An 18,161-nucleotide genomic window follows, 5' to 3' on the forward strand; every position below is an offset into this window, starting at 1 on the left:
GTTCGGCGCGAGAATCGCGCCGCGCCATTGCGCACACCCTAACAACCCCAAGGAAAAGCCATGTCCCTCACCATGTACGACGCTTCTGTCACCGTCTTCATGCACAACCTGCAGCAGCTCTCGTATCTGCTCGACAAGGGCATGGTGCACGCCACGGCGAAGGGCATCGATCCGGCCACGCTGGTGAACGCAAAGTTGGCCGACGACATGCGTCCGCTGTCGTTCCAGATCCAGAGCGCGAGCGACGCGAGCAAGCTGGCCGTGGTGCGCCTGACCGGCGTCGCGGCACCGAGTTTTGCCGACACCGAGACCACGTTCGAGGAACTGAAGGCGCGCATCGAAAAAACGCGCGACTACCTGAAGTCGGTGCCGCGCGAGGCCTTCGCCGGCAGCGAAGAACGCCAGTTCACGATGAAGGCCGGCCCGACCGAAATCGAGTTCGTCGGCCAGCCCTACCTGCTGCACTTCGCGCTGCCGAACTTCTTCTTTCACGTGACGACCGCCTACGCGATCCTTCGCCACAGCGGTGTCGACATCGGCAAGCGCGACTTCCTCGGCCGCGCCTGACCGTCAGGACTTCGTCGACCAGCCCGCGAGGTGGCGCTCGGCGATATCGGCCAGCGCGGTGATCCACGCCGGGCTGTCGTTGAGGCAGGGGATGAAGTGGAACTCGCCGCCACCTTCGTGGACGAAGGCCTCACGGCCCTCCATCGCAATTTCTTCGAGCGTCTCCAGGCAGTCCGCGGGAAAGCCGGGGCACATCACGTCGACGCGCCGCGTCTTGGCGGCGCCGAGTTCGCGCAGCGTCGGCTCGGTGTAGGGCTCCAGCCACTTGGCGCGGCCGAAGCGGGACTGGAAGGTCACGCGATGCTGGGCGGGCGAGAGCTGCAATCGTTCCGCGAGCAACCGGGCGGTTTCGAGGCACTGCCCCTGGTATGGATCGCCCAGCGCGATGTTGCGCGCCGGGATGCCGTGGAAGCTCATCACGAGCACGTCGCCGCGCCCGTTGAGCTGCCAGTAGCGCTCGACGCCTTGCGCCAGCGCATCGATATAGCCGGCATCGTCGTGGTAGCGGTTGACGAAGCGAAACTCCGGCAGCCGGCGCTGGCGGCGCGTCCAGGCGGTGACCGCGTCGATCACGCTGGCGGTGGTCGTCGCCGAGTACTGCGGGTAGGCCTGCATCACGAGCACGCGGGTCACGCCTTCGGCCTGCAGCGCGTCGAGCTGCGACGCGATCGACGGGTTGGCGTAGCGCATCGCGTCGCGCACGGTGACGCGATGACCGCGCTCGCCGAGCCAGCCGGCCAGCATGCCGGCCTGCTTCTTCGTCCACACCTTGAGCGGCGAGCCTTCGGGCAGCCAGATGCTCGCGTACTTGGCGGCCGACTTGGCCGGCCGCACCCGCAGGATGATGCCGTGCAGGATCAGGCACCAGATGGCGCGCGGGATTTCGACCACGCGGATGTCGTGCAGGAACTGCGAGAGGTAGCGACGCACCGCGGGCGCGGTGGGTTCGTCGGGTGAACCGAGGTTGCACCAGAGCACGGCGGTGGGCTCGGGGAGCGCGGTCGCAGCGGAGGCTGGAACGGGGGAGACAGTGCGGGGCGCAGGGCTTGAAGGCATGCGATATTCTCTCGCATGACCTCTGCAGCCTCGGCCCCCGTCGTGCCGGCACCGCTCGACGTGAAGCGGATTTCGGCAATCTCCCTCGACCTTGACGACACCCTCTGGCCGGTGTGGCCGACCATCGAACGCGCCGAGCGCGTGCTGCAGGCCTGGCTGCTCAAAGAGGCGCCTCGAACCGCCGCACTGCTCCTGACGCCCGGCGTGTTGCGCGAATTGCGCGAGGCCACGGCCAAAGAACGGTCGGACCTCGCCCATGACCTCAGCGCGCTGCGCCGCGAATCGATCCGCACCGCGCTCAAGCGTGCAGGCGAAGACCCGGAATTGGCCGACCCGGCCTTCGAGGCCTTCTTCGCAGAACGCCAGCGCGTGGTGCTCTACGACGATGCGCTGCCTGCGCTCAAGTGGCTCAGCGAACGTTATCCGCTGGTCGCGATTTCGAATGGCAATGCCGACATCCACCGCACCGGTGTCGGCCGCTGGTTTCGCACCGCGTTCAGCGCGCGCGCCTTCGGCAGCGGCAAGCCGCATGCGCCGATCTTTCGGGCGGCGGCGGCCTCGGTCGGCCTGCTGCCGCGCGACATGCTGCACGTCGGCGACGATGCCCATCTGGACGTGGTGGGCGCGCTCGACGCCGGCATGCAGGCAGCCTGGCTGGTGCGCGACGAGCGTGCGTGGGATCAGGAGGGGCGCCCGCAACTGATCGTGCCCAACCTGCACGCGCTCTGCATGGCGCTCGAGGCGGGGCAGGGCGCGTCGACGTACCAGGAACTGGCGGACTAGAGGCCGAAGCGCTCGCGCAGGGCCTCGCAAAAGGCCTCGCTGCCGCTGAGCGACAGGACCAGCGTGCGGCGGTCAGGGCCGTCGTCGAGTTCCTGCAGGTCGGCATCCCAATCGGCGCCGTCGGCGAGCGCGCCCCGCGTGTCCGGGAAAACGCTTTCGGCCCAGCGGATCACCGCATCGATCTCGGCCTGCACTTCGGCGATGCGATCCGGCGCGGTCGACGCCATCGCGTCGAAGGTGCCGATGCCTTCGGTGTCTTCGCTGTAGTCGAAGTCGAGGTAGCGCAGCGTCGTCATGCGAGCGCCTCGCCCGCGGCGAGGCCGCTCAGCACTGCGCCTTCCAGCGTTGCCGGGTACGGCCCGTCGATGTAGTCGCCGCAGGCCAGCAACCCCGGCGCGATGGTCATCGCGGGTCGCACCAGCGAGGGCGTGCAGGCGAAGGTCGCGCGCTTCTCGACGACGGTCTGCACCACGTCGAGACCGGCTTGGTCCAGCTGCGCGGCGGCTTGTGCGAGCGACTGCCGTTCCAGTGCGTCGCGCGGTGCCTCGTTCGCGCTCACGACCAGCGCGAGCAGCCCGGCGGGGCCCCCGAGCTGGCCGCGGTCGAACACGAATTGCGCCGGTGCGTTCGCATCGCTGCGCAATGCCAGCATTGGTTCGGCGAGCGGGCTGGCACCGCGCAGGTAGACCGTGGCGATGGCTTCGAAGCGCAGTGCCTCGGTCGTCTCGCACCATGCGTCGGCCGCCGCGCCGCTCGTGCGAACGAGGCGCGCGGCGTCCCACGGTGCGCAGGCCAGCACGACCCGTTCGAAGGGTTCGCCGTCGGCCTGCCAGCAGCCGGCATCGGGCGCGATCGTCCGAACGCGATGCCCGACGCGCAGGTCGGCGCCGCGCTGCGCGAGCCACGCCATCGCCGCATCGGGAAAGAGCGCGCCGAGGTCGACGCGCGGCAGCAGCAGATCGGCACCGCCTGAGCCACTGAACAGCGCGTCGTGCAGCACGCGCAGGAACACGGTGCCGCTCGAGCGCTCCACCGGCGTGTTGAGGGCCGACACGCACAGCGGTTCGACGAGCTCCTGCATGACGCGTGGCGTGAGGCCGGCACACAGTATCGCGACGCTGTCGGCGGAGGCGCAGCGAAATCCGGTCAGGCGCCAGCGCAGCGCCACGCGCAGTAAAGAAAGCTTGTCGCGCAGCGTCCAGCCGCGTGCCGTTGCGATGCCGGCGAGGAGGTCGAGCGGCGCCGGCAGCCGGGGCAGCTTCAGTCCGCCACCGTCCGCGAAGCGCAGCGACAGCGGGAGGCGCAGCAGCGCCGCGTCGGGGTCGACGCCAACGTCGCGCAGCAATGCGAGCGTGGCGCGGTAGGCGCCGATCAGGATGTGCTGGCCGTTGTCGAGCGCCAGCCCACGGTCGCCGTCGATCCGGCGGGCGCGTCCGCCGGGCGTGCGCGCCGCCTCGAACAGCGTGACCGCGTGGCCGAGCCGCGTGGCCTCGACGGCACAGGCCAGGCCCGCCCAGCCCGCACCGACGATCGCGACCTTCAAATCCGGCCCAGCGCCTGAACGCGCCACGCGAGCCAGAGCTTGCGCAGCGGCGTGAGGCTGGTGCGCTGGGTCAGCACCTGGAAGTTGTCGCGTTCGATCTCGCGCAGCAGCGAACGGTAAATGCTCGCCATCATCAATCCGGGCTTTTGCGCCCGCAGGTCGGCGGCGGGCAGCAGCGCGAGGGCTTCTTCGTAAGTCGCGTGGGCGCGCGCCGCCTGGAATTTCATGAGCGCAACGAAGCGCTCGGAGTGCACGCGGTTCAGGATCTCGTGCGCCTTGACGTCGAACTGCTGCAGCTCGTTCACCGGCAGGTAGATGCGGCCCATCAGCGCGTCTTCGCCGACGTCGCGAATGATGTTGGTGAGCTGCAGCGCCAGGCCCAGTTTGTGGGCGTATTCGGTGGTGCGCGGATCGGTCTGGCCGAAAATGCGCGCCGCCACTTCGCCGACCACGCCGGCGACGAGGTGGCAGTAGCGGCGCAGCGCGGGGAAGTCGAGATAGCGCGTCTGGTCGAGGTCCGTCTGGCAGCCTTCGATCACTTCCAGCAGCTGCCTCGCTTCGATGCCGAACGCGGTGGCGTGCGGCATCAGCGCCTTCATCACCGGGTGGTGCGGCTCGCCGGCAAAGGATTGCGCGACTTCGCTGCGCCACCAGGCCAGCTTGGTCGCCGCCACGCCGGGGTCGCGCACCTCGTCGACCACGTCGTCAATCTCGCGGCAGAACGCATAGAACGCCGTGATCGCCGCGCGACGCGACTTGGGCAGGAACAGGAACGCGTAGTAGAAGCTGCTGCCCGATGCGGCGGCCTTCTCCTGGACGTATTGCTCGGGGTTCATCGCGGGTGCACTTTCATGCGGGCGATTGTCCCTGCATCCGCAAGGCGCGCCATGTCAGCAAAGGCGCATCGCCCTTGCCGAGGGTCGGACGGCTGGAAAGCGTGTCGAAGCCGAGCGCCTCGATCTTGTCGAGGATGCAAAGGCCGCCCTGCACGACGAAGCGCAGCTCCCAGCCGGCGCGACCGGGCAGTCGGTGCACGAGCGGCGCGCCTTCGCGCATCAGTTCGCGCGCCCATCGCGCCTCGTCAGCGATCAGGTCGATGACCGCTCGCGGGGGTCGGCTGGGGATCAGAGGGCAGCACGCGTCGAAGTCCTGGCGCACGAGGCCACGCGCCGCGCAGTCCGTCAGCGGGAAATAGAAACGACCGCGCGGCAGGTCGACGCTCGGGTCCTGCCAGAAATTGATGAGCTGCAGCGCGCTGCAGATCGCGTCGCTCTGCGCGAGTGCCGCAGCATCGGACACGCCGTACAGGTGCAGCAGCAGGCGACCGATCGGGTTGGCGGAGCGGCGGCAGTAGTCGAGCAGCGCAGCGCGGTCGGCGTAGGCGGTGCCGTCGCGGGTCTTCTCGATGTCCTGCACGAAGGCCGAGAGCAGGTCGGCCAGCAGGGACTCGGGCAGGTCGAACTGCGCGACGGCCGTGCGCAAGGGGCCGAACACGGCAGGCCAGCGAACCGAAGTGCCGTTGCCGCGCGCGGCGGCGGCCAGATCGGTCCGGTAGGCGTGCAGCTCGGCGAGGCGCTCGTCCGGGGATGCATCGCCCTCGTCGGCAATGTCGTCCGCAGTCCGCGCGAAATGGTAGATCGCGGCAATCGGCGGGCGCAAGCGGGGCGGGCAGAGCCACGAGGCTACGGGAAAGTTTTCGTAATGGTCGGGGGCAAGGGATTGGGGCACGCGGCGATTGTCAGCGAGTCGGCCTATGCTCGCGGCCTCTCCATTCCGCATCTTCTTTATGACCGCTCCTACGAAGGCCGCCGGGCCGGGCCTGATGATCGCCGCGCTGGGCGTGGTGTTCGGCGACATCGGCACTTCGCCGCTCTACGCCTTCAAGGAAACGCTGAACCCGGAGCACGGTGTGGCATTCACGCCCGATGCGGTGCTCGGGCTGCTGTCGCTGATTTTCTGGGGGCTGATGTTCGTGGTCACGCTGAAGTACGTGGTGTTCGTGCTGCGGGCCGACCACGACGGCGAGGGCGGCATCCTCGCGCTGCAGGCGTTGGCACGGCGCGCGATGGAGGGGCGCAATACCTCGTCCTGGCTCTGGCGCGGGCTGGGGTTGCTCGGGCTGGTTGGCGCGGCGATGTTCTACGGCGACAGCGTGATCACACCGGCGATCTCGGTGCTGTCGGCGGTCGAGGGTCTGGAGGTTCAGGCGCCGGCGCTCCAGCGCTTCGTCATTCCGATCACGATGGTGATCCTGGTGGTGCTGTTCGCAGTGCAAAGCAAGGGTACGCACGTGGTTGGCAAGGTGTTCGGGCCGGTCATGCTGCTCTGGTTCGGCGTGCTGGCGGTGGCCGGCCTGTGGCAGATCGTTCAATATCCGCAGGTGCTTCAAGCACTCGACCCGCGCCGCGCCATCGGCTTTCTGTTCACGCACCGGGCGCAGTCGTTGGCGGTGCTCGGCGCGGTGTTCCTGGCGTTCACGGGCGGCGAGGCGCTGTACGCCGACATGGGGCATTTCGGCGCGCGGCCGATCCGGCTGGCCTGGACGTTCATCGCGCTGCCAGGGCTCGTGCTCAACTATTTCGGGCAGGGCGCGCTGGTGCTCGGCAATCCGGCGGCCATCGACAACCCCTTCTTCCGGCTCTTTCCGTCGTGGGGCGTGCTGCCGATGGTCGTGCTGGCCGCGATGGCGACGGTGATCGCCTCGCAGGCGGTGATCTCCGGCGCGTTCTCGCTGACCGCGCAGGCAATGCGCATGGGCTACCTTCCGCGCATGCGCGTGGTGCAGACCTCGGGCGAAGCGATCGGACAGATCTACGTGCCGGCGATCAACTGGCTGTTGATGGTCGGCGTGCTGCTGCTGGTGCTGGGCTTCAGGAGTTCGAGCGCGCTGTCCGCCGCCTATGGCATCGCGGTGTCGATCACGATGGTGACGACCACGCTGCTGGCCGGCGTGGTGGCGTATGGCCTCTGGCACTGGAACCGGATCGCGGTCGTCGTCGGCGTGGTGCTGTTCGCCGTGGTCGACATCACCTTCGTGGTCGCCAACAGCCTGAAGATCGCCGAGGGCGGCTGGCTGACGTTGGCGGTGGCGGCCGGGGTGATGGTGGTGTTCACGACTTGGGCGAAGGGCCGCCGACTGGGGCTGCAAGCCGCGGAGGCTGACCAGTTGCCGCTCAAGCCGTTCATCGCCTCGCTGGCGATGAGCATGCCGCACCGGGTGCAGGGCACCGCCGTGTTCCCGAACGGCGACGTGACCTCGGTGCCCTACGCCCTGTTGCACAACCTGAAGCACAACCAGGTGATGCACGACCAGGTGATCGTGTTGAAGGTGCAGCCCTGCGACACGCCCCGCGTGCAGGCCGCCGAACGCATCGAGGCCGAGTCGCTCGGCCACGGCATCTGGACGGTGATTGCCCGGCACGGCTTCATGGAAACGCCCGACGTGCCCGCGTTCGTCGGCATCTTCGCGTACCAGCAGGGGCTGGCGTGCGGCGCGATGACGACCTCGTATTTCACGTCGCGTGCGACCGTCGTGAGAGGTCATCTGCCTGGCATGAACCCGGTCAGGCAAGCGTTGTTCGTTTGGCTCCAGCGCAACGCCAGCCGGGCCTCCGACTACTTCCACTTGCCGGGCAACCGCGTGGTGGAGCTCGGCCAGCTGACCTAATTGACAGCGGTTCGCGTTTACCCTAGATTACTAACCGCTTGGTCAGTAATGGCCGCCGTTACGCTTTTCGAGGTGGTTTCATGTCCCGTTCATTTCCTGTTCACAGCGGTGGTTGGCTGCTGGTCGCCGCGCTGGCGCTGACTGCCTGTTCCCGCCCGGCGCCCCCGGCAGATCCGGTCCGTGCGGTCAAGGTCATGACCGTGGGCGCGTCGGCCTACGACACCGAACCCGAGTTTTCCGCCGAGGTGCGTGCGCGTGTCGAATCGCGCATCGGCTTCCGGGTGGCCGGCAAGATCACCAAGCGGCAAGCCGAACTCGGGCAGCACGTGAACGCCGGCCAGGTACTGGCGCAGCTCGATCCGCAGGACTACAAGCTGGCCGCCGACGGCGCCCGGGCGCAACTCGCGGCCGCGATGACGAACCGCGATCTGGCGGCGGCCGACCTCAGACGCTATCAGGGCTTGCGCGAGCAGAACTTCATCAGCGGCGCCGAGATCGAGCGCCGCGAAACCACGTTCAAGGCCGCACAAGCGCAGTACGAGCAGGCGCAGGCGCAGCTGTCGTCGCAGGGCAACCAGGCGAACTACACGACGCTGGTGGCCGACGTGCCGGGCATCGTCACCGCCATCGAGGCCGAGCCGGGGCAGGTGGTTTCCGCCGGCTCGCCCGTCGTTCGCGTCGCGCAGGACGGCGCACGCGACGTGGTGTTCGCGGTACCGGAAGACCGCGCTTCGCTCATCACGCCGGGATCGTCGGTCGCAGTGCGCGCCTGGTCGGGCGGGCCCGAACTGGAAGGCAAGGTCCGCGAGGTGGCGGGCAGCGCCGATGCCGTGACGCGCACTTTCACCGTCAAGGTGGCGATCGACGCCGCCACCGCGCCGCCGCTCGGTGCCACGGTCTACGCGCGGCCCGCGAGCCTGTCGCGCACCGGCACGGCGGTGATCAAGTTGCCGACCAGCGCGCTGCGACATGAAGGTCAGGGCACGGCAGTCTGGGTGCTTGACAAGGCGTCGATGCAGGTGCGCTCGCAGCCGGTGCAGGTGGCGACGGCCGATGGCAATGCCGCCGTCATCGCAGGCGGCGTGACGCCCGGCATGCTGGTCGTTGTGGCCGGTGTGCATGTGCTGTCGCCCGGCCAGAAGGTGTCGATCTACGATGAGAAGACCGCACCGGGCGCCAAGCCATGACGACCGGCCACGAGTCGGTCGAAGAGGCGAAGTCCGGCGGATTCAATCTCTCGAAATGGGCGCTCGACCACGGCCCGCTCACCCGCTACCTGATGCTGGTGCTGATGCTGCTGGGCTTCGCCGCCTACTTCCAGCTCGGCCAGGACGAAGATCCGCCGTTCACCTTCCGCGTCATGGTCGTGCGCACCTACTGGCCAGGCGCGACGGCGCAGCAGGTGGCCGAGCAGGTCACCGACAAGCTGGAGCGCACGCTTCAAGAGGCGCCCTACGCCGACAAGATCCGCAGCTATTCGAAGCCGGGAGAGTCGCAGATCATTTTCGAGATCAAGGATTCCTCGAAGGCGAACGAGGTACCGAACGTCTGGTACACGGTGCGCAAGAAAATCGGCGACATGCGGGGCACGCTGCCGGCCGGGGTGCAGGGCCCATTCTTCAACGACGATTTCGGCGACGTTTACGGGGTGATCTACGCGCTGGAAAGCGAGGGCTTCAGCCACGCGGAGCTGCACAACCTGGCCGACGATGTGCGCCAGCGGCTGTTGCGGGTGAAAGACGTGGCCAAGGTCGACGAGTTCGGCGTGCAGGACGAGAAGGTCTACATCGAAGTCTCGCAAAAGCGCGTGGCGCAGCTGGGGCTCGATTTCAACCAGGTCCTGCAGCAGATCGGCGCGCAGAACGCGGTCGAGAGCGCGGGAACGATCCAGTCGCCGCTCGATGTGGTGCAGGTGCGCGTGGCCGGCCAGTTCACCAGTGTGGAGCAGCTGCGCAACATGCCGATCCGCGGCAGTTCGGGCAACCAGCTCAAGCTCGGCGACATCGCGGACATCCGTCGCGGCTATGTCGATCCGCCGTCGATCAAAGTGCGGCATCAGGGCAAGGAAGTGGTGGCGCTCGGCATCTCGATGGCCAAGGGCGGCGACATCATCGCGCTCGGCAAGGCGCTGCGCGAGACGACGGCCTTGATCGACAAGCAGCTGCCCGCCGGCGTGAAGCTGGCGCAGGTGCAAGACCAGCCGGTATCGGTCGCCAGTTCGGTCAGCGAATTCGTCAGCGTGCTGATGGAAGCCGTGGCGATCGTGCTGGCCGTGAGTTTCATCGCGCTCGGATTGCACCAGGGCGGCGGCCCGCGCTGGACGCGTTACACGCGCGGCTGGTACATCGACATGCGGCCCGGCCTGGTGGTGGCAATCACGATTCCGCTGGTGCTGGCCGTCACCTTTCTGGGAATGAACTACTTCGGCATCGGACTGCACAAGATTTCGCTCGGCTCGCTCATCATCGCGCTCGGCCTTCTGGTCGACGACGCGATCATCGCGGTCGAAATGATGGTGCGGAAGATGGAAGAAGGCTACGACAAGGTGCGCGCCGCCACCTTCGCCTACGACGTCACGGCCAAGCCGATGTTGACGGGCACGCTGATCACGGCGGCCGGGTTCCTGCCCATCGGGCTCGCGAAATCGACGACGGGCGAATACACCTACGCGATCTTCGCGGTGACCGTGATCGCGCTGGTGCTGAGCTGGGTCGTCTCGGTGTATTTCGTGCCGTACCTCGGCACGCTGATCCTCAAGGTGAAGGCCCATGATCCCGAGGCGCCCCCGCACGAACTCTTCGACTCGCCGTTCTACAACGGCTTCCGGCGTGCGGTGAACGGGTGCGTTGAATACCGCTGGCTCACCATCGGCGCGACCGTGCTGATCTTCGCGCTGGGCATCGTCGGCATGGGGCGCGTGCAGCAGCAGTTCTTTCCCGATTCGAGCCGGCCGGAAATCCTGGTCGATCTGTGGTCGCCCGAAGGCACGTCGTTCGCGGCGACCGAAGACGTGGCCAAGCGGGTCGAGAAGCGTTTCCTGACCGAGGCCGGCGTGGCGACGGTCAGCACCTGGATCGGCTCCGGCGTGCCGCGCTTCTACCTGCCGCTCGACCAGATCTTTCCGCAAAGCAATGCCGCACAGCTGATCGTCCTGAGCAAGGATCTGAAGCAGCGCGAACTGCTGCGGCTCAAGCTGCCCGGCATCCTCGCGCAGGAATTCCCGGAAGTGCGGGGCCGTGTGAAGCTGCTGCCGAACGGGCCGCCGGTGGCGTATCCGGTGCAGTTCCGCGTGATCGGCAACGACCCGGCGCAACTGCGCGTGCATGCCGACGAGGTGAAGGCGATCCTGCGCGACAACGCCAGCATGCGCGGGGTGAACGACAACTGGAACGAGTCGGTCAAGGTGATCCGCCTCGAGGTCGACCAGGCCAAGGCGCGCGCGCTGGGTGTGACGAGCCAGGCGATCGCCCAGGCCTCAAAAACCATGTTCAGCGGCACGACGGTGGGCCAATACCGCGAGAACGATCGCCTGATCGACATCGTGCTGCGCCAGTCGCCCGACGAGCGCGAGGCCATTTCCGACATCGGCAACGCCTACCTGCCGACCGCGTCAGGACGCTCGATTCCGTTGACGCAGATCGCCAAGCCGGTGTTCGACTGGGAACCGGGCGTGATGTGGCGCGAAAACCGCGACTACGCGATCACCGTGCAGGGCGACATCGTCGAAGGGCTGCAGGGCGCGACGGTGACGAACGAACTCCTGCCGCAACTGCGAGCGCTCGAAGCGAAGTGGCTCGCGGCCGGGCAGGGCGCCTACCGCATCGGCGTGGCGGGCGCGGTCGAGCAGAGCAGCAAGGGGTCGTCGTCCATCGTGGCCGGTGTGCCCATCATGCTGTTCCTGGTGTTCACGCTGCTCATGCTGCAGCTGCACAGTTTCAGCCGCTCCTTGCTGGTGTTCATCACCGGACCGCTCGGCATCGCCGGCGTGGCGGGCGCGCTGCTGTTGCTCAACCGGCCGTTCGGCTTCGTCGCGCTGCTGGGCGTGATCGCCCTGATGGGAATGATCCAGCGCAACTCGGTGATCCTGATCGACCAGATCGAGAGCGACCGGGCGGCCGGTGTGCCGGCCTGGGACGCGATCGTCGAATCGGCAGTCCGACGCCTTCGGCCGATCGTGCTGACGGCGGCGGCGGCGGTGCTGGCGATGATCCCGCTGTCGCGCAGCGTGTTCTGGGGGCCGATGGCGGTCGCGATCATGGGCGGATTGATCGTCGCGACCGTGCTCACCCTGCTGGCGCTTCCGGCGATGTACGCCGCAGCGTTCCGTGTCAAGCGGGAACCGGAACAGCTGCCGGTTAGCGGCTAAAATGCGCGGTTACCGATTTCGAGCGGGTGGTCTGCATTCAGAGGCCGCCCGTTTTCGCATCCATTCACCTGATCGCGCGGGTGGCGAAATTGGTAGACGCACCAGGTTTAGGTCCTGACGTTCGCAAGAACGTGCCGGTTCGAGTCCGGCCCCGCGCACCAGCCCCATTTCTCTTGAGGAACCCAAAATGACCGTGACCGTTGAAACCCTCGAAAAACTCGAGCGCAAGATCACGCTGACCCTGCCGGTCGGCACCATCCAGAACGAAGTCGATTCGCGCCTCAAGAAGCTGGCCCGCACCGTCAAGATGGACGGATTCCGTCCCGGCAAGGTGCCGATGAACGTCGTGGCGCAGCGCTACGGTTACTCGGTGCACTACGAGGTCATGAACGACAAGGTCGGCGAGGCGTTCTCGCAGGCCGCCAACGAAGCCAAGCTGCGTGTGGCCGGCCAGCCCCGCATCACCGAAAAAGAAGAATCGCCTGAAGGCGAGCTTTCCTTCGACGCGGTCTTCGAAGTGTTCCCTGAAGTCAAGATCAAGGACCTCGCCGGCGCCGAAGTCGAGCGCCTCACCGCCGAAGTCGGCGACGACGCGATCGACAAGACGATCGACATCCTGCGCAAGCAGCGCCGCACCTTCGCGCAGCGCGCGATGGACGCCCAGGCGCAGGACAACGACCGCGTGACGGTCGACTTCGAAGGCAAGATCGAAGGCGAAACCTTCCAGGGCGGCAAGGCCGAAGACTTCCAGTTCATCATCGGCGAAGGCCAGATGCTGAAGGAATTCGAAGACGCGGTCCGCGGCCTGAAGAGCGGTGACAGCCGCACCTTCCCGCTGTCGTTTCCCGAGGACTATCACGGCAAGGATGTAGCCGGCAAGCAAGCCGACTTCATGGTCACCGTGAAGAAGATCGAAGCCTCGCACCTCCCGGAAGTCAACGAACAGCTGGCCAAGTCGCTCGGCATCGCCGACGCCACGGTCGACGGCCTGCGCGCCGACATCAAGCGCAACCTCGAGCGCGAAGTGAAGTTCCGCCTCTTGGCCCGCAACAAAAACGCCGTGATGGATGCGCTGGTCGCCCATGCCGAGCTCGACCTGCCGAATTCGAGCGTGCAGGCCGAAGTCGACCGCATGGTCGAGGGCGCCCGCGCCGAACTGAAGCAACGCGGCATCAAGGACGCCGACAAGGCGCCGATTCCCGACGAAGTGTTCCGTCCGCAAGCCGAGCGCCGCGTGCGCCTGGGTCTGGTCGTGGCCGAGCTGGTGCGCAGCAACGAGCTGCAAGCCAAGCCGGACCAGATCAAGGCACACATCGACGAGCTCGCTGCCAGCTACGAAAAGCCGGCCGACGTGGTCCGCTGGTACTTCAGTGACAACAACCGCCTGGCCGAAGTCGAAGCGGTCGTCATCGAGAACAATGTCACCGACTTCGTCCTCGGCAAGGCCAAGGTCACCGACAAGTCGGTGTCGTTCGACGAACTGATGGCCCAGCAAGGCTGATCCTGATCGGCCTTCGCCAGGATGGGGCTTGTGCTTTACGGCACGAGCCCCATTTCGTTAGGACTTACAGTCAGACCACTTCCGGAGAAAACATGAGCGCACTGGACATTCAAGGCCTCGGCATGGTGCCGATGGTGATCGAGCAGTCGGGCCGCGGTGAGCGGTCTTATGACATTTATTCGCGCCTCCTCAAGGAGCGCGTGATCTTCCTGGTCGGCGAAGTGAACGATCAGGTTGCCAATTTGGTGGTGGCGCAGCTGCTGTTCCTCGAGAGCGAAAACCCCGACAAAGACATTTCGTTCTACATCAATTCCCCGGGCGGCAGCGTGACGGCCGGCTTGGCGATTTACGACACGATGCAGTTCGTCAAGCCGGAGATCTCGACCCTGTGCATGGGCATGGCGGCGAGCATGGGTTCGTTCCTGCTCATGGCCGGCGCCAAGGGCAAGCGCTTTGCGCTCCCCAACTCGAAGGTCATGATTCACCAGCCGTCGGGCGGCACATCGGGACAGGCCACCGACATCGAGATCCATGCGCGCGAGATCATCAAGACGCGCCATCAGTTGAACAAGATCTACTCGGAGCGTACGGGTCAGCCGATCGAAAAGATCGAACTCGATATGGAACGCGACCGCTATCTGTCGGCTGACGAAGCCCAGGCTTATGGCCTCGTCGACAAGGTCATCCACAAGCGCGACTGATCGGCGCACCGCATGAGCGGGCCTGAAAACGGCGTTTCCCACACGGGAAACGCCGTTTTTGTTTCGCTATCATTGTTTATCCCAGTTACGAGGCACCTGCATGGCCGAGAAAAAAGGCTCTTCGAGCGAAAAAACGCTTTACTGCTCGTTTTGCGGCAAGAGCCAGCACGAGGTCAAGAAACTGATCGCGGGCCCGTCGGTTTTCATTTGCGACGAGTGCATCGACCTGTGCAATGAAATCATTCGTGACGAATTGCCTGCGGGCGACGAGGCGCGCGATGCCCGCAACGACCTGCCGACCCCACTTGAGATCAAGACCAACCTCGACAACTACGTGATTGGCCAGGAGCCGGCCAAGCGCATGCTGTCGGTGGCGGTCTACAACCACTACAAGCGCCTGCGCCACAAGGAAAAGAACACCAAGGGCGACGAGGTCGAGCTCAACAAGAGCAACATCTTGCTGATCGGCCCGACCGGTTCGGGCAAGACGCTGCTGGCGCAAACGCTCGCCCGCATGCTCGACGTGCCTTTCGTGATGGCCGACGCCACCACGCTGACCGAAGCCGGCTACGTCGGCGAAGACGTCGAGAACATCATCCAGAAGCTGCTGCAAAGCTGCAACTACGAGGTCGAGAAGGCGCAGCGCGGCATCGTCTACATCGACGAGATCGACAAGATCTCGCGCAAGTCGGACAACCCGTCGATCACGCGTGACGTGTCGGGCGAGGGCGTGCAGCAGGCGCTGCTCAAGCTCATCGAAGGCACGATGGCCAGCGTGCCGCCGCAGGGTGGCCGCAAGCACCCGAACCAGGATTTCCTGCAGATCGACACGACCAACATCCTGTTCATCTGCGGCGGTGCCTTCTCGGGCCTGGAAAAGGTCATCGAGAACCGCACCGAGGCCTCGGGCATCGGCTTCGGCGCCATGGTCAAGAGCAAGGCGCAGCGCAGCATCACCGAGGTGTTCCGCGAGGTCGAGCCCGAAGACCTGATCAAGTTCGGGCTGATCCCCGAACTGGTCGGCCGCATGCCGGTGGTCGCCTCGCTGGCGGAACTGAGCGAAGACGCGCTGGTGCAGATCCTGACCGAGCCCAAGAATGCGGTCGTCAAGCAGTTCACCAAGCTGCTGCAGATGGAGGGCGTGGACCTCGAGATCCGGCCGGCCGCGCTGAAGGCGATCGCCCGCAAGGCGCTGGCCCGCAAGACCGGCGCGCGCGGGTTGCGGTCGATTCTTGAACAGTCGCTGATCGACACCATGTTCGAATTGCCGAACGCGATCAACGTCGACAAGGTGGTGGTCGAGGAATCGACCATCGACGAAAACAAGCCCCCGCTGCTCGTGTACCGCGAAGCTGCGAAAAAGGCCTAAAGGATTTTGATGTCCGGTCATACACCGCTCCCCCCCGAAGCCCTCGACCTGCCGCTGTTGCCGCTGCGCGATGTCGTGGTCTTCCCCCACATGGTGATCCCGCTGTTCGTGGGTCGTCCCAAGAGCATCAAGGCGCTCGAACTGGCCATGGAGGCGGAGCGCCGCATCATGCTGGTGGCGCAAAAGGCCGCGGCCAAGGACGAGCCGTCTGTCGAGGACATGTTCGAGGTCGGTTGCGTCTCGACCATTCTTCAGATGCTCAAGCTGCCCGACGGCACCGTGAAGGTGCTGGTCGAAGGGCAGCAGCGCGCACGCGTCAACCGTATCGACGACAGCGAAACGCACTTCACGGCCAACGTGACGCCGGTCGAAGCAGTCGAGGGCGCCCAGAAGGGCACCGAGGTCGAGGCGTTACGCCGTGCGGTCATGCAGCAGTTCGACCAGTACGTGAAGCTCAACAAGAAGATCCCGCCCGAGATCCTGACGTCGATCTCGAGCATCGACGACCCGGGCCGCTTGGCCGACACGATTGCCGCGCACCTGCCGCTCAAGCTCGACAACAAGCAGGCGGTGCTCGACCTCGACGACATCAAGGCGCGGCTCGAAAACCTGTATGGGCAGCTCGAGCGCGAAGTCGACATCCTGAACGTCGACAAGAAGATTCGTGGCCGCGTGAAGCGCCAGATGGAAAAGAACCAGCGCGACTTCTATCTGAACGAGCAGGTCAAGGCGATCCAGAAGGAACTCGGCGAAGGCGAGGACGGCGCGGACATCGAGGAGATCGAGAAGAAGATCAAGCTCGCCAAGATGCCCAAGGAAGCGCTCAAGAAGGCCGAGAGCGAACTCAAGAAGCTCAAGCTGATGTCGCCGATGTCGGCCGAGGCGACGGTGGTGCGCAACTACATCGACGTGCTCGTGGGCTTGCCGTGGAGCAAGAAGACCAAGATCAAGCACGACCTCGCGAACGCCGAAGCGGTGCTCAATGCTGACCACTTCGGGCTCGAGAAGGTCAAGGACCGCATCCTGGAATACCTCGCGGTGCAGCAACGTGTCGACAAGGTGAAGGCGCCGATCCTGTGCCTGGTCGGCCCGCCGGGTGTCGGCAAGACCTCGCTCGGGCAGTCGATCGCGAAGGCGACCGGCCGCAAGTACACGCGCATGGCCCTCGGTGGCATGCGTGACGAGGCCGAGATCCGCGGCCATCGCCGTACCTACATCGGCGCGTTGCCGGGCAAGGTGCTGCAAGGCCTGAACAAAATCGGTACGCGCAACCCGCTGTTCTTGTTGGACGAGATCGACAAGCTGGGCACAGACTTCCGCGGCGATCCGTCGAGCGCGCTGCTCGAAGTGCTCGACCCCGAACAGAATCACACCTTCGGCGACCATTACGTCGAGGTCGATTTCGACTTGTCCGACGTGATGTTCGTGGCGACCTCGAACTCGATGAACATTCCGCCGGCGCTGCTGGACCGGATGGAAGTGATCCGCCTGTCGGGTTACACCGAAGACGAGAAGACCGCCATCGCGCTGCGTTACCTGCTGCCCAAGCAGATGACGAACAACGGGGTGAAGGAAGAGGAACTGTTGGTCACCGAAGAAGCGGTGCGCGACATCGTGCGTTACTACACCCGCGAAGCCGGCGTGCGGTCGCTCGAACGCGAGCTGTCGAAGATCTGCCGCAAGACGGTCAAGGGCTTGTTGCTCAAGAAGCTGACGCCCAAGGTGACGGTCGATGGCAGCAACCTCAACGACTTCCTCGGCGTGCGCAAGTACAGCTTCGGCCTGGCCGAGAAGCAGAACCAGGTCGGTCAGGTGGTCGGTCTGGCGTGGACGGAAGTCGGTGGCGATCTGCTCACGATCGAAGCCGTCTCGATGCCCGGCAAGGGCATCATCAGCCGCACCGGCTCGCTGGGCGACGTGATGAAGGAATCGGTCGAGGCCGCGCGCACGGTGGTGCGCAGTCGCGCTCGCCGGCTGGGCATCAAGGACGAAGTCTTCGAGAAGCGCGACATCCACATCCACGTGCCCGACGGGGCGACGCCGAAGGACGGTCCGAGCGCGGGCGCGGCGATGACGACGGCCTTCGTGTCGGCGCTGACCGGCATTCCGGTGCGTGGCGATGTCGCGATGACGGGCGAGATCACGCTGCGCGGCGAAGTCACCGCCATCGGCGGACTGAAGGAAAAGCTGCTCGCCGCGCTGCGCGGTGGCATCAAGACCGTGATCATTCCGGAAGAGAACGCCAAGGACTTGCAGGACATTCCCGAGAACGTGAAGAACGGCCTCGAGATCGTGCCGGTCAAGTGGATCGACAAGGTGTTGGAAATCGCGCTGGAAAAGATGCCCACGCCGCTGTCCGACGAGGAAGTCGCGGCATCGGCTGCTGCGGTGGCCGAGCTGGCAAAGCAGCGCAGCCTCCAGCCGCCGGCAGACGACTCTTCTTCGGTGAAGCACTGAGCGAGATTTGCCGAGCCACCGAAAGCTGGTATATAATTCGAGGCTCGAAACGCGGGATTAGCTCAGTTGGTAGAGCGCAACCTTGCCAAGGTTGAGGTCGAGAGTTCGAGTCTCTTATCCCGCTCCAGATTTCGAAAAAGGGAAAGCGTTT

At 65.7% G+C, this 18,161-nt stretch carries 14 protein-coding genes and 2 tRNA genes; 11 read left to right on the plus strand and 5 right to left on the minus strand.

All coding sequences use genetic code 11. The features are described 5' to 3' along the window. Positions 1-60 precede the first annotated feature (60 nt). Positions 61-567: a DUF1993 domain-containing protein gene (locus tag AX767_RS18340; protein WP_068632634.1), complete on the plus strand. Its 507-nt coding sequence runs from the start codon at positions 61-63 to the stop codon at positions 565-567. Between the two features lie 3 nt (positions 568-570). Here AX767_RS18340 and hemH read toward each other — a convergent pair whose 3' ends face one another. Next, the gene (gene hemH, locus AX767_RS18345; RefSeq protein WP_068632635.1) at positions 571-1,623 is read right to left on the minus strand and encodes a ferrochelatase; all 1,053 of its coding nucleotides are present in this window, start codon (positions 1,621-1,623) and stop codon (positions 571-573) included. A gap of 15 nt (positions 1,624-1,638) precedes the next feature. Between hemH and AX767_RS18350 the strand changes: the two genes are divergently transcribed. Then, entirely contained in the window at positions 1,639-2,406 is a 768-nt protein-coding gene (locus AX767_RS18350) for an HAD family hydrolase (RefSeq protein ID WP_068632636.1), read from the plus strand. Here AX767_RS18350 and AX767_RS18355 read toward each other — a convergent pair. From AX767_RS18355 to hpnC, 4 genes are read right to left on the minus strand one after another with little or no spacing between them, the layout of a single operon-like run. After that, entirely contained in the window at positions 2,403-2,702 is a 300-nt protein-coding gene (locus tag AX767_RS18355) for a hypothetical protein (protein ID WP_068632637.1), read from the minus strand. The two genes, AX767_RS18350 and AX767_RS18355, sit on opposite strands and share 4 nt — an antisense overlap. Beyond that, positions 2,699-3,949 (minus strand): hydroxysqualene dehydroxylase HpnE, encoded by a 1,251-nt coding sequence (hpnE, locus tag AX767_RS18360; RefSeq protein WP_068632638.1) that lies wholly within the window; start codon positions 3,947-3,949, stop codon positions 2,699-2,701. The genes AX767_RS18355 and hpnE overlap by 4 nt, the downstream gene beginning before the upstream one ends. Continuing rightward, a complete protein-coding gene (gene hpnD, locus AX767_RS18365) occupies positions 3,946-4,785 on the minus strand; it encodes a presqualene diphosphate synthase HpnD (protein ID WP_068632639.1) in 840 nt (279 codons plus the stop codon). Before hpnD ends, hpnE begins: the two co-directional genes overlap by 4 nt. Positions 4,786-4,798: 13 nt before the next feature. Beyond that, positions 4,799-5,728 carry a squalene synthase HpnC gene (gene hpnC / locus AX767_RS18370; RefSeq protein WP_068633868.1) on the minus strand — a complete coding sequence of 310 codons (930 nt, stop codon included), beginning with the start codon at positions 5,726-5,728 and terminating at the stop codon, positions 4,799-4,801. Positions 5,729-5,735: 7 nt separating this feature from the next. Between hpnC and AX767_RS18375 the strand changes: the two genes are divergently transcribed. The 9 genes from AX767_RS18375 (at position 5,736) to AX767_RS18415 (ending at position 18,137) form a co-directional block, all read left to right on the plus strand. Then, positions 5,736-7,616, plus strand: a complete 1,881-nt coding sequence (locus AX767_RS18375; RefSeq protein ID WP_443082754.1) for a potassium transporter Kup — start codon at positions 5,736-5,738, stop codon at positions 7,614-7,616. Positions 7,617-7,696: 80 nt separating this feature from the next. Continuing rightward, on the plus strand, positions 7,697-8,803 hold the full coding sequence (locus AX767_RS18380; RefSeq protein WP_068632640.1) for an efflux RND transporter periplasmic adaptor subunit: 1,107 nt from the start codon (positions 7,697-7,699) through the stop codon (positions 8,801-8,803). Beyond that, positions 8,800-11,982, plus strand: a complete 3,183-nt coding sequence (locus tag AX767_RS18385; RefSeq protein ID WP_068632641.1) for an efflux RND transporter permease subunit — start codon at positions 8,800-8,802, stop codon at positions 11,980-11,982. Before AX767_RS18380 ends, AX767_RS18385 begins: the two co-directional genes overlap by 4 nt. Before the next feature lie 74 nt (positions 11,983-12,056). Next, positions 12,057-12,143, plus strand: a tRNA-Leu gene (locus tag AX767_RS18390). Between the two features lie 26 nt (positions 12,144-12,169). Further along, positions 12,170-13,483: a trigger factor gene (tig, locus tag AX767_RS18395; protein WP_068632642.1), complete on the plus strand. Its 1,314-nt coding sequence runs from the start codon at positions 12,170-12,172 to the stop codon at positions 13,481-13,483. A 92-nt stretch (positions 13,484-13,575) separates the two neighbouring features. Continuing rightward, a complete protein-coding gene (gene clpP, locus AX767_RS18400) occupies positions 13,576-14,184 on the plus strand; it encodes an ATP-dependent Clp endopeptidase proteolytic subunit ClpP (RefSeq protein ID WP_068632643.1) in 609 nt (202 codons plus the stop codon). A gap of 100 nt (positions 14,185-14,284) precedes the next feature. Beyond that, positions 14,285-15,553, plus strand: coding sequence for an ATP-dependent Clp protease ATP-binding subunit ClpX (gene clpX / locus AX767_RS18405; protein WP_068632644.1), 1,269 nt, complete (start codon positions 14,285-14,287; stop codon positions 15,551-15,553). Between the two features lie 9 nt (positions 15,554-15,562). After that, positions 15,563-18,010, plus strand: a complete 2,448-nt coding sequence (gene lon, locus AX767_RS18410) for an endopeptidase La (protein WP_068632645.1) — start codon at positions 15,563-15,565, stop codon at positions 18,008-18,010. Between the two features lie 51 nt (positions 18,011-18,061). After that, a tRNA-Gly gene (locus AX767_RS18415) sits at positions 18,062-18,137 on the plus strand. Positions 18,138-18,161 lie beyond the last annotated feature (24 nt).

Origin of the sequence: Variovorax sp. PAMC 28711 (genome assembly GCF_001577265.1) — a bacterium.
In the GTDB taxonomy this organism is placed as follows: domain Bacteria; phylum Pseudomonadota; class Gammaproteobacteria; order Burkholderiales; family Burkholderiaceae_C; genus Variovorax.

Coding starts and splice junctions, on each gene's coding strand:
- hemH (WP_068632635.1), bottom strand. CDS start 1,623: ATGCCTTCAAGCCCTGCGCCCCGCACTGTCTCCCCCGTTCCAGCCTCC.
- AX767_RS18350 (WP_068632636.1), top strand. CDS start 1,639: ATGACCTCTGCAGCCTCGGCCCCCGTCGTGCCGGCACCGCTCGACGTG.
- AX767_RS18385 (WP_068632641.1), top strand. CDS start 8,800: ATGACGACCGGCCACGAGTCGGTCGAAGAGGCGAAGTCCGGCGGATTC.
- clpP (WP_068632643.1), top strand. CDS start 13,576: ATGAGCGCACTGGACATTCAAGGCCTCGGCATGGTGCCGATGGTGATC.
- clpX (WP_068632644.1), top strand. CDS start 14,285: ATGGCCGAGAAAAAAGGCTCTTCGAGCGAAAAAACGCTTTACTGCTCG.
- AX767_RS18375 (WP_443082754.1), top strand. CDS start 5,736: ATGACCGCTCCTACGAAGGCCGCCGGGCCGGGCCTGATGATCGCCGCG.
- lon (WP_068632645.1), top strand. CDS start 15,563: ATGTCCGGTCATACACCGCTCCCCCCCGAAGCCCTCGACCTGCCGCTG.
- AX767_RS18380 (WP_068632640.1), top strand. CDS start 7,697: ATGTCCCGTTCATTTCCTGTTCACAGCGGTGGTTGGCTGCTGGTCGCC.
- tig (WP_068632642.1), top strand. CDS start 12,170: ATGACCGTGACCGTTGAAACCCTCGAAAAACTCGAGCGCAAGATCACG.
- AX767_RS18340 (WP_068632634.1), top strand. CDS start 61: ATGTCCCTCACCATGTACGACGCTTCTGTCACCGTCTTCATGCACAAC.
- hpnC (WP_068633868.1), bottom strand. CDS start 5,728: ATGCGGAATGGAGAGGCCGCGAGCATAGGCCGACTCGCTGACAATCGC.
- AX767_RS18355 (WP_068632637.1), bottom strand. CDS start 2,702: ATGACGACGCTGCGCTACCTCGACTTCGACTACAGCGAAGACACCGAA.
- hpnD (WP_068632639.1), bottom strand. CDS start 4,785: ATGAACCCCGAGCAATACGTCCAGGAGAAGGCCGCCGCATCGGGCAGC.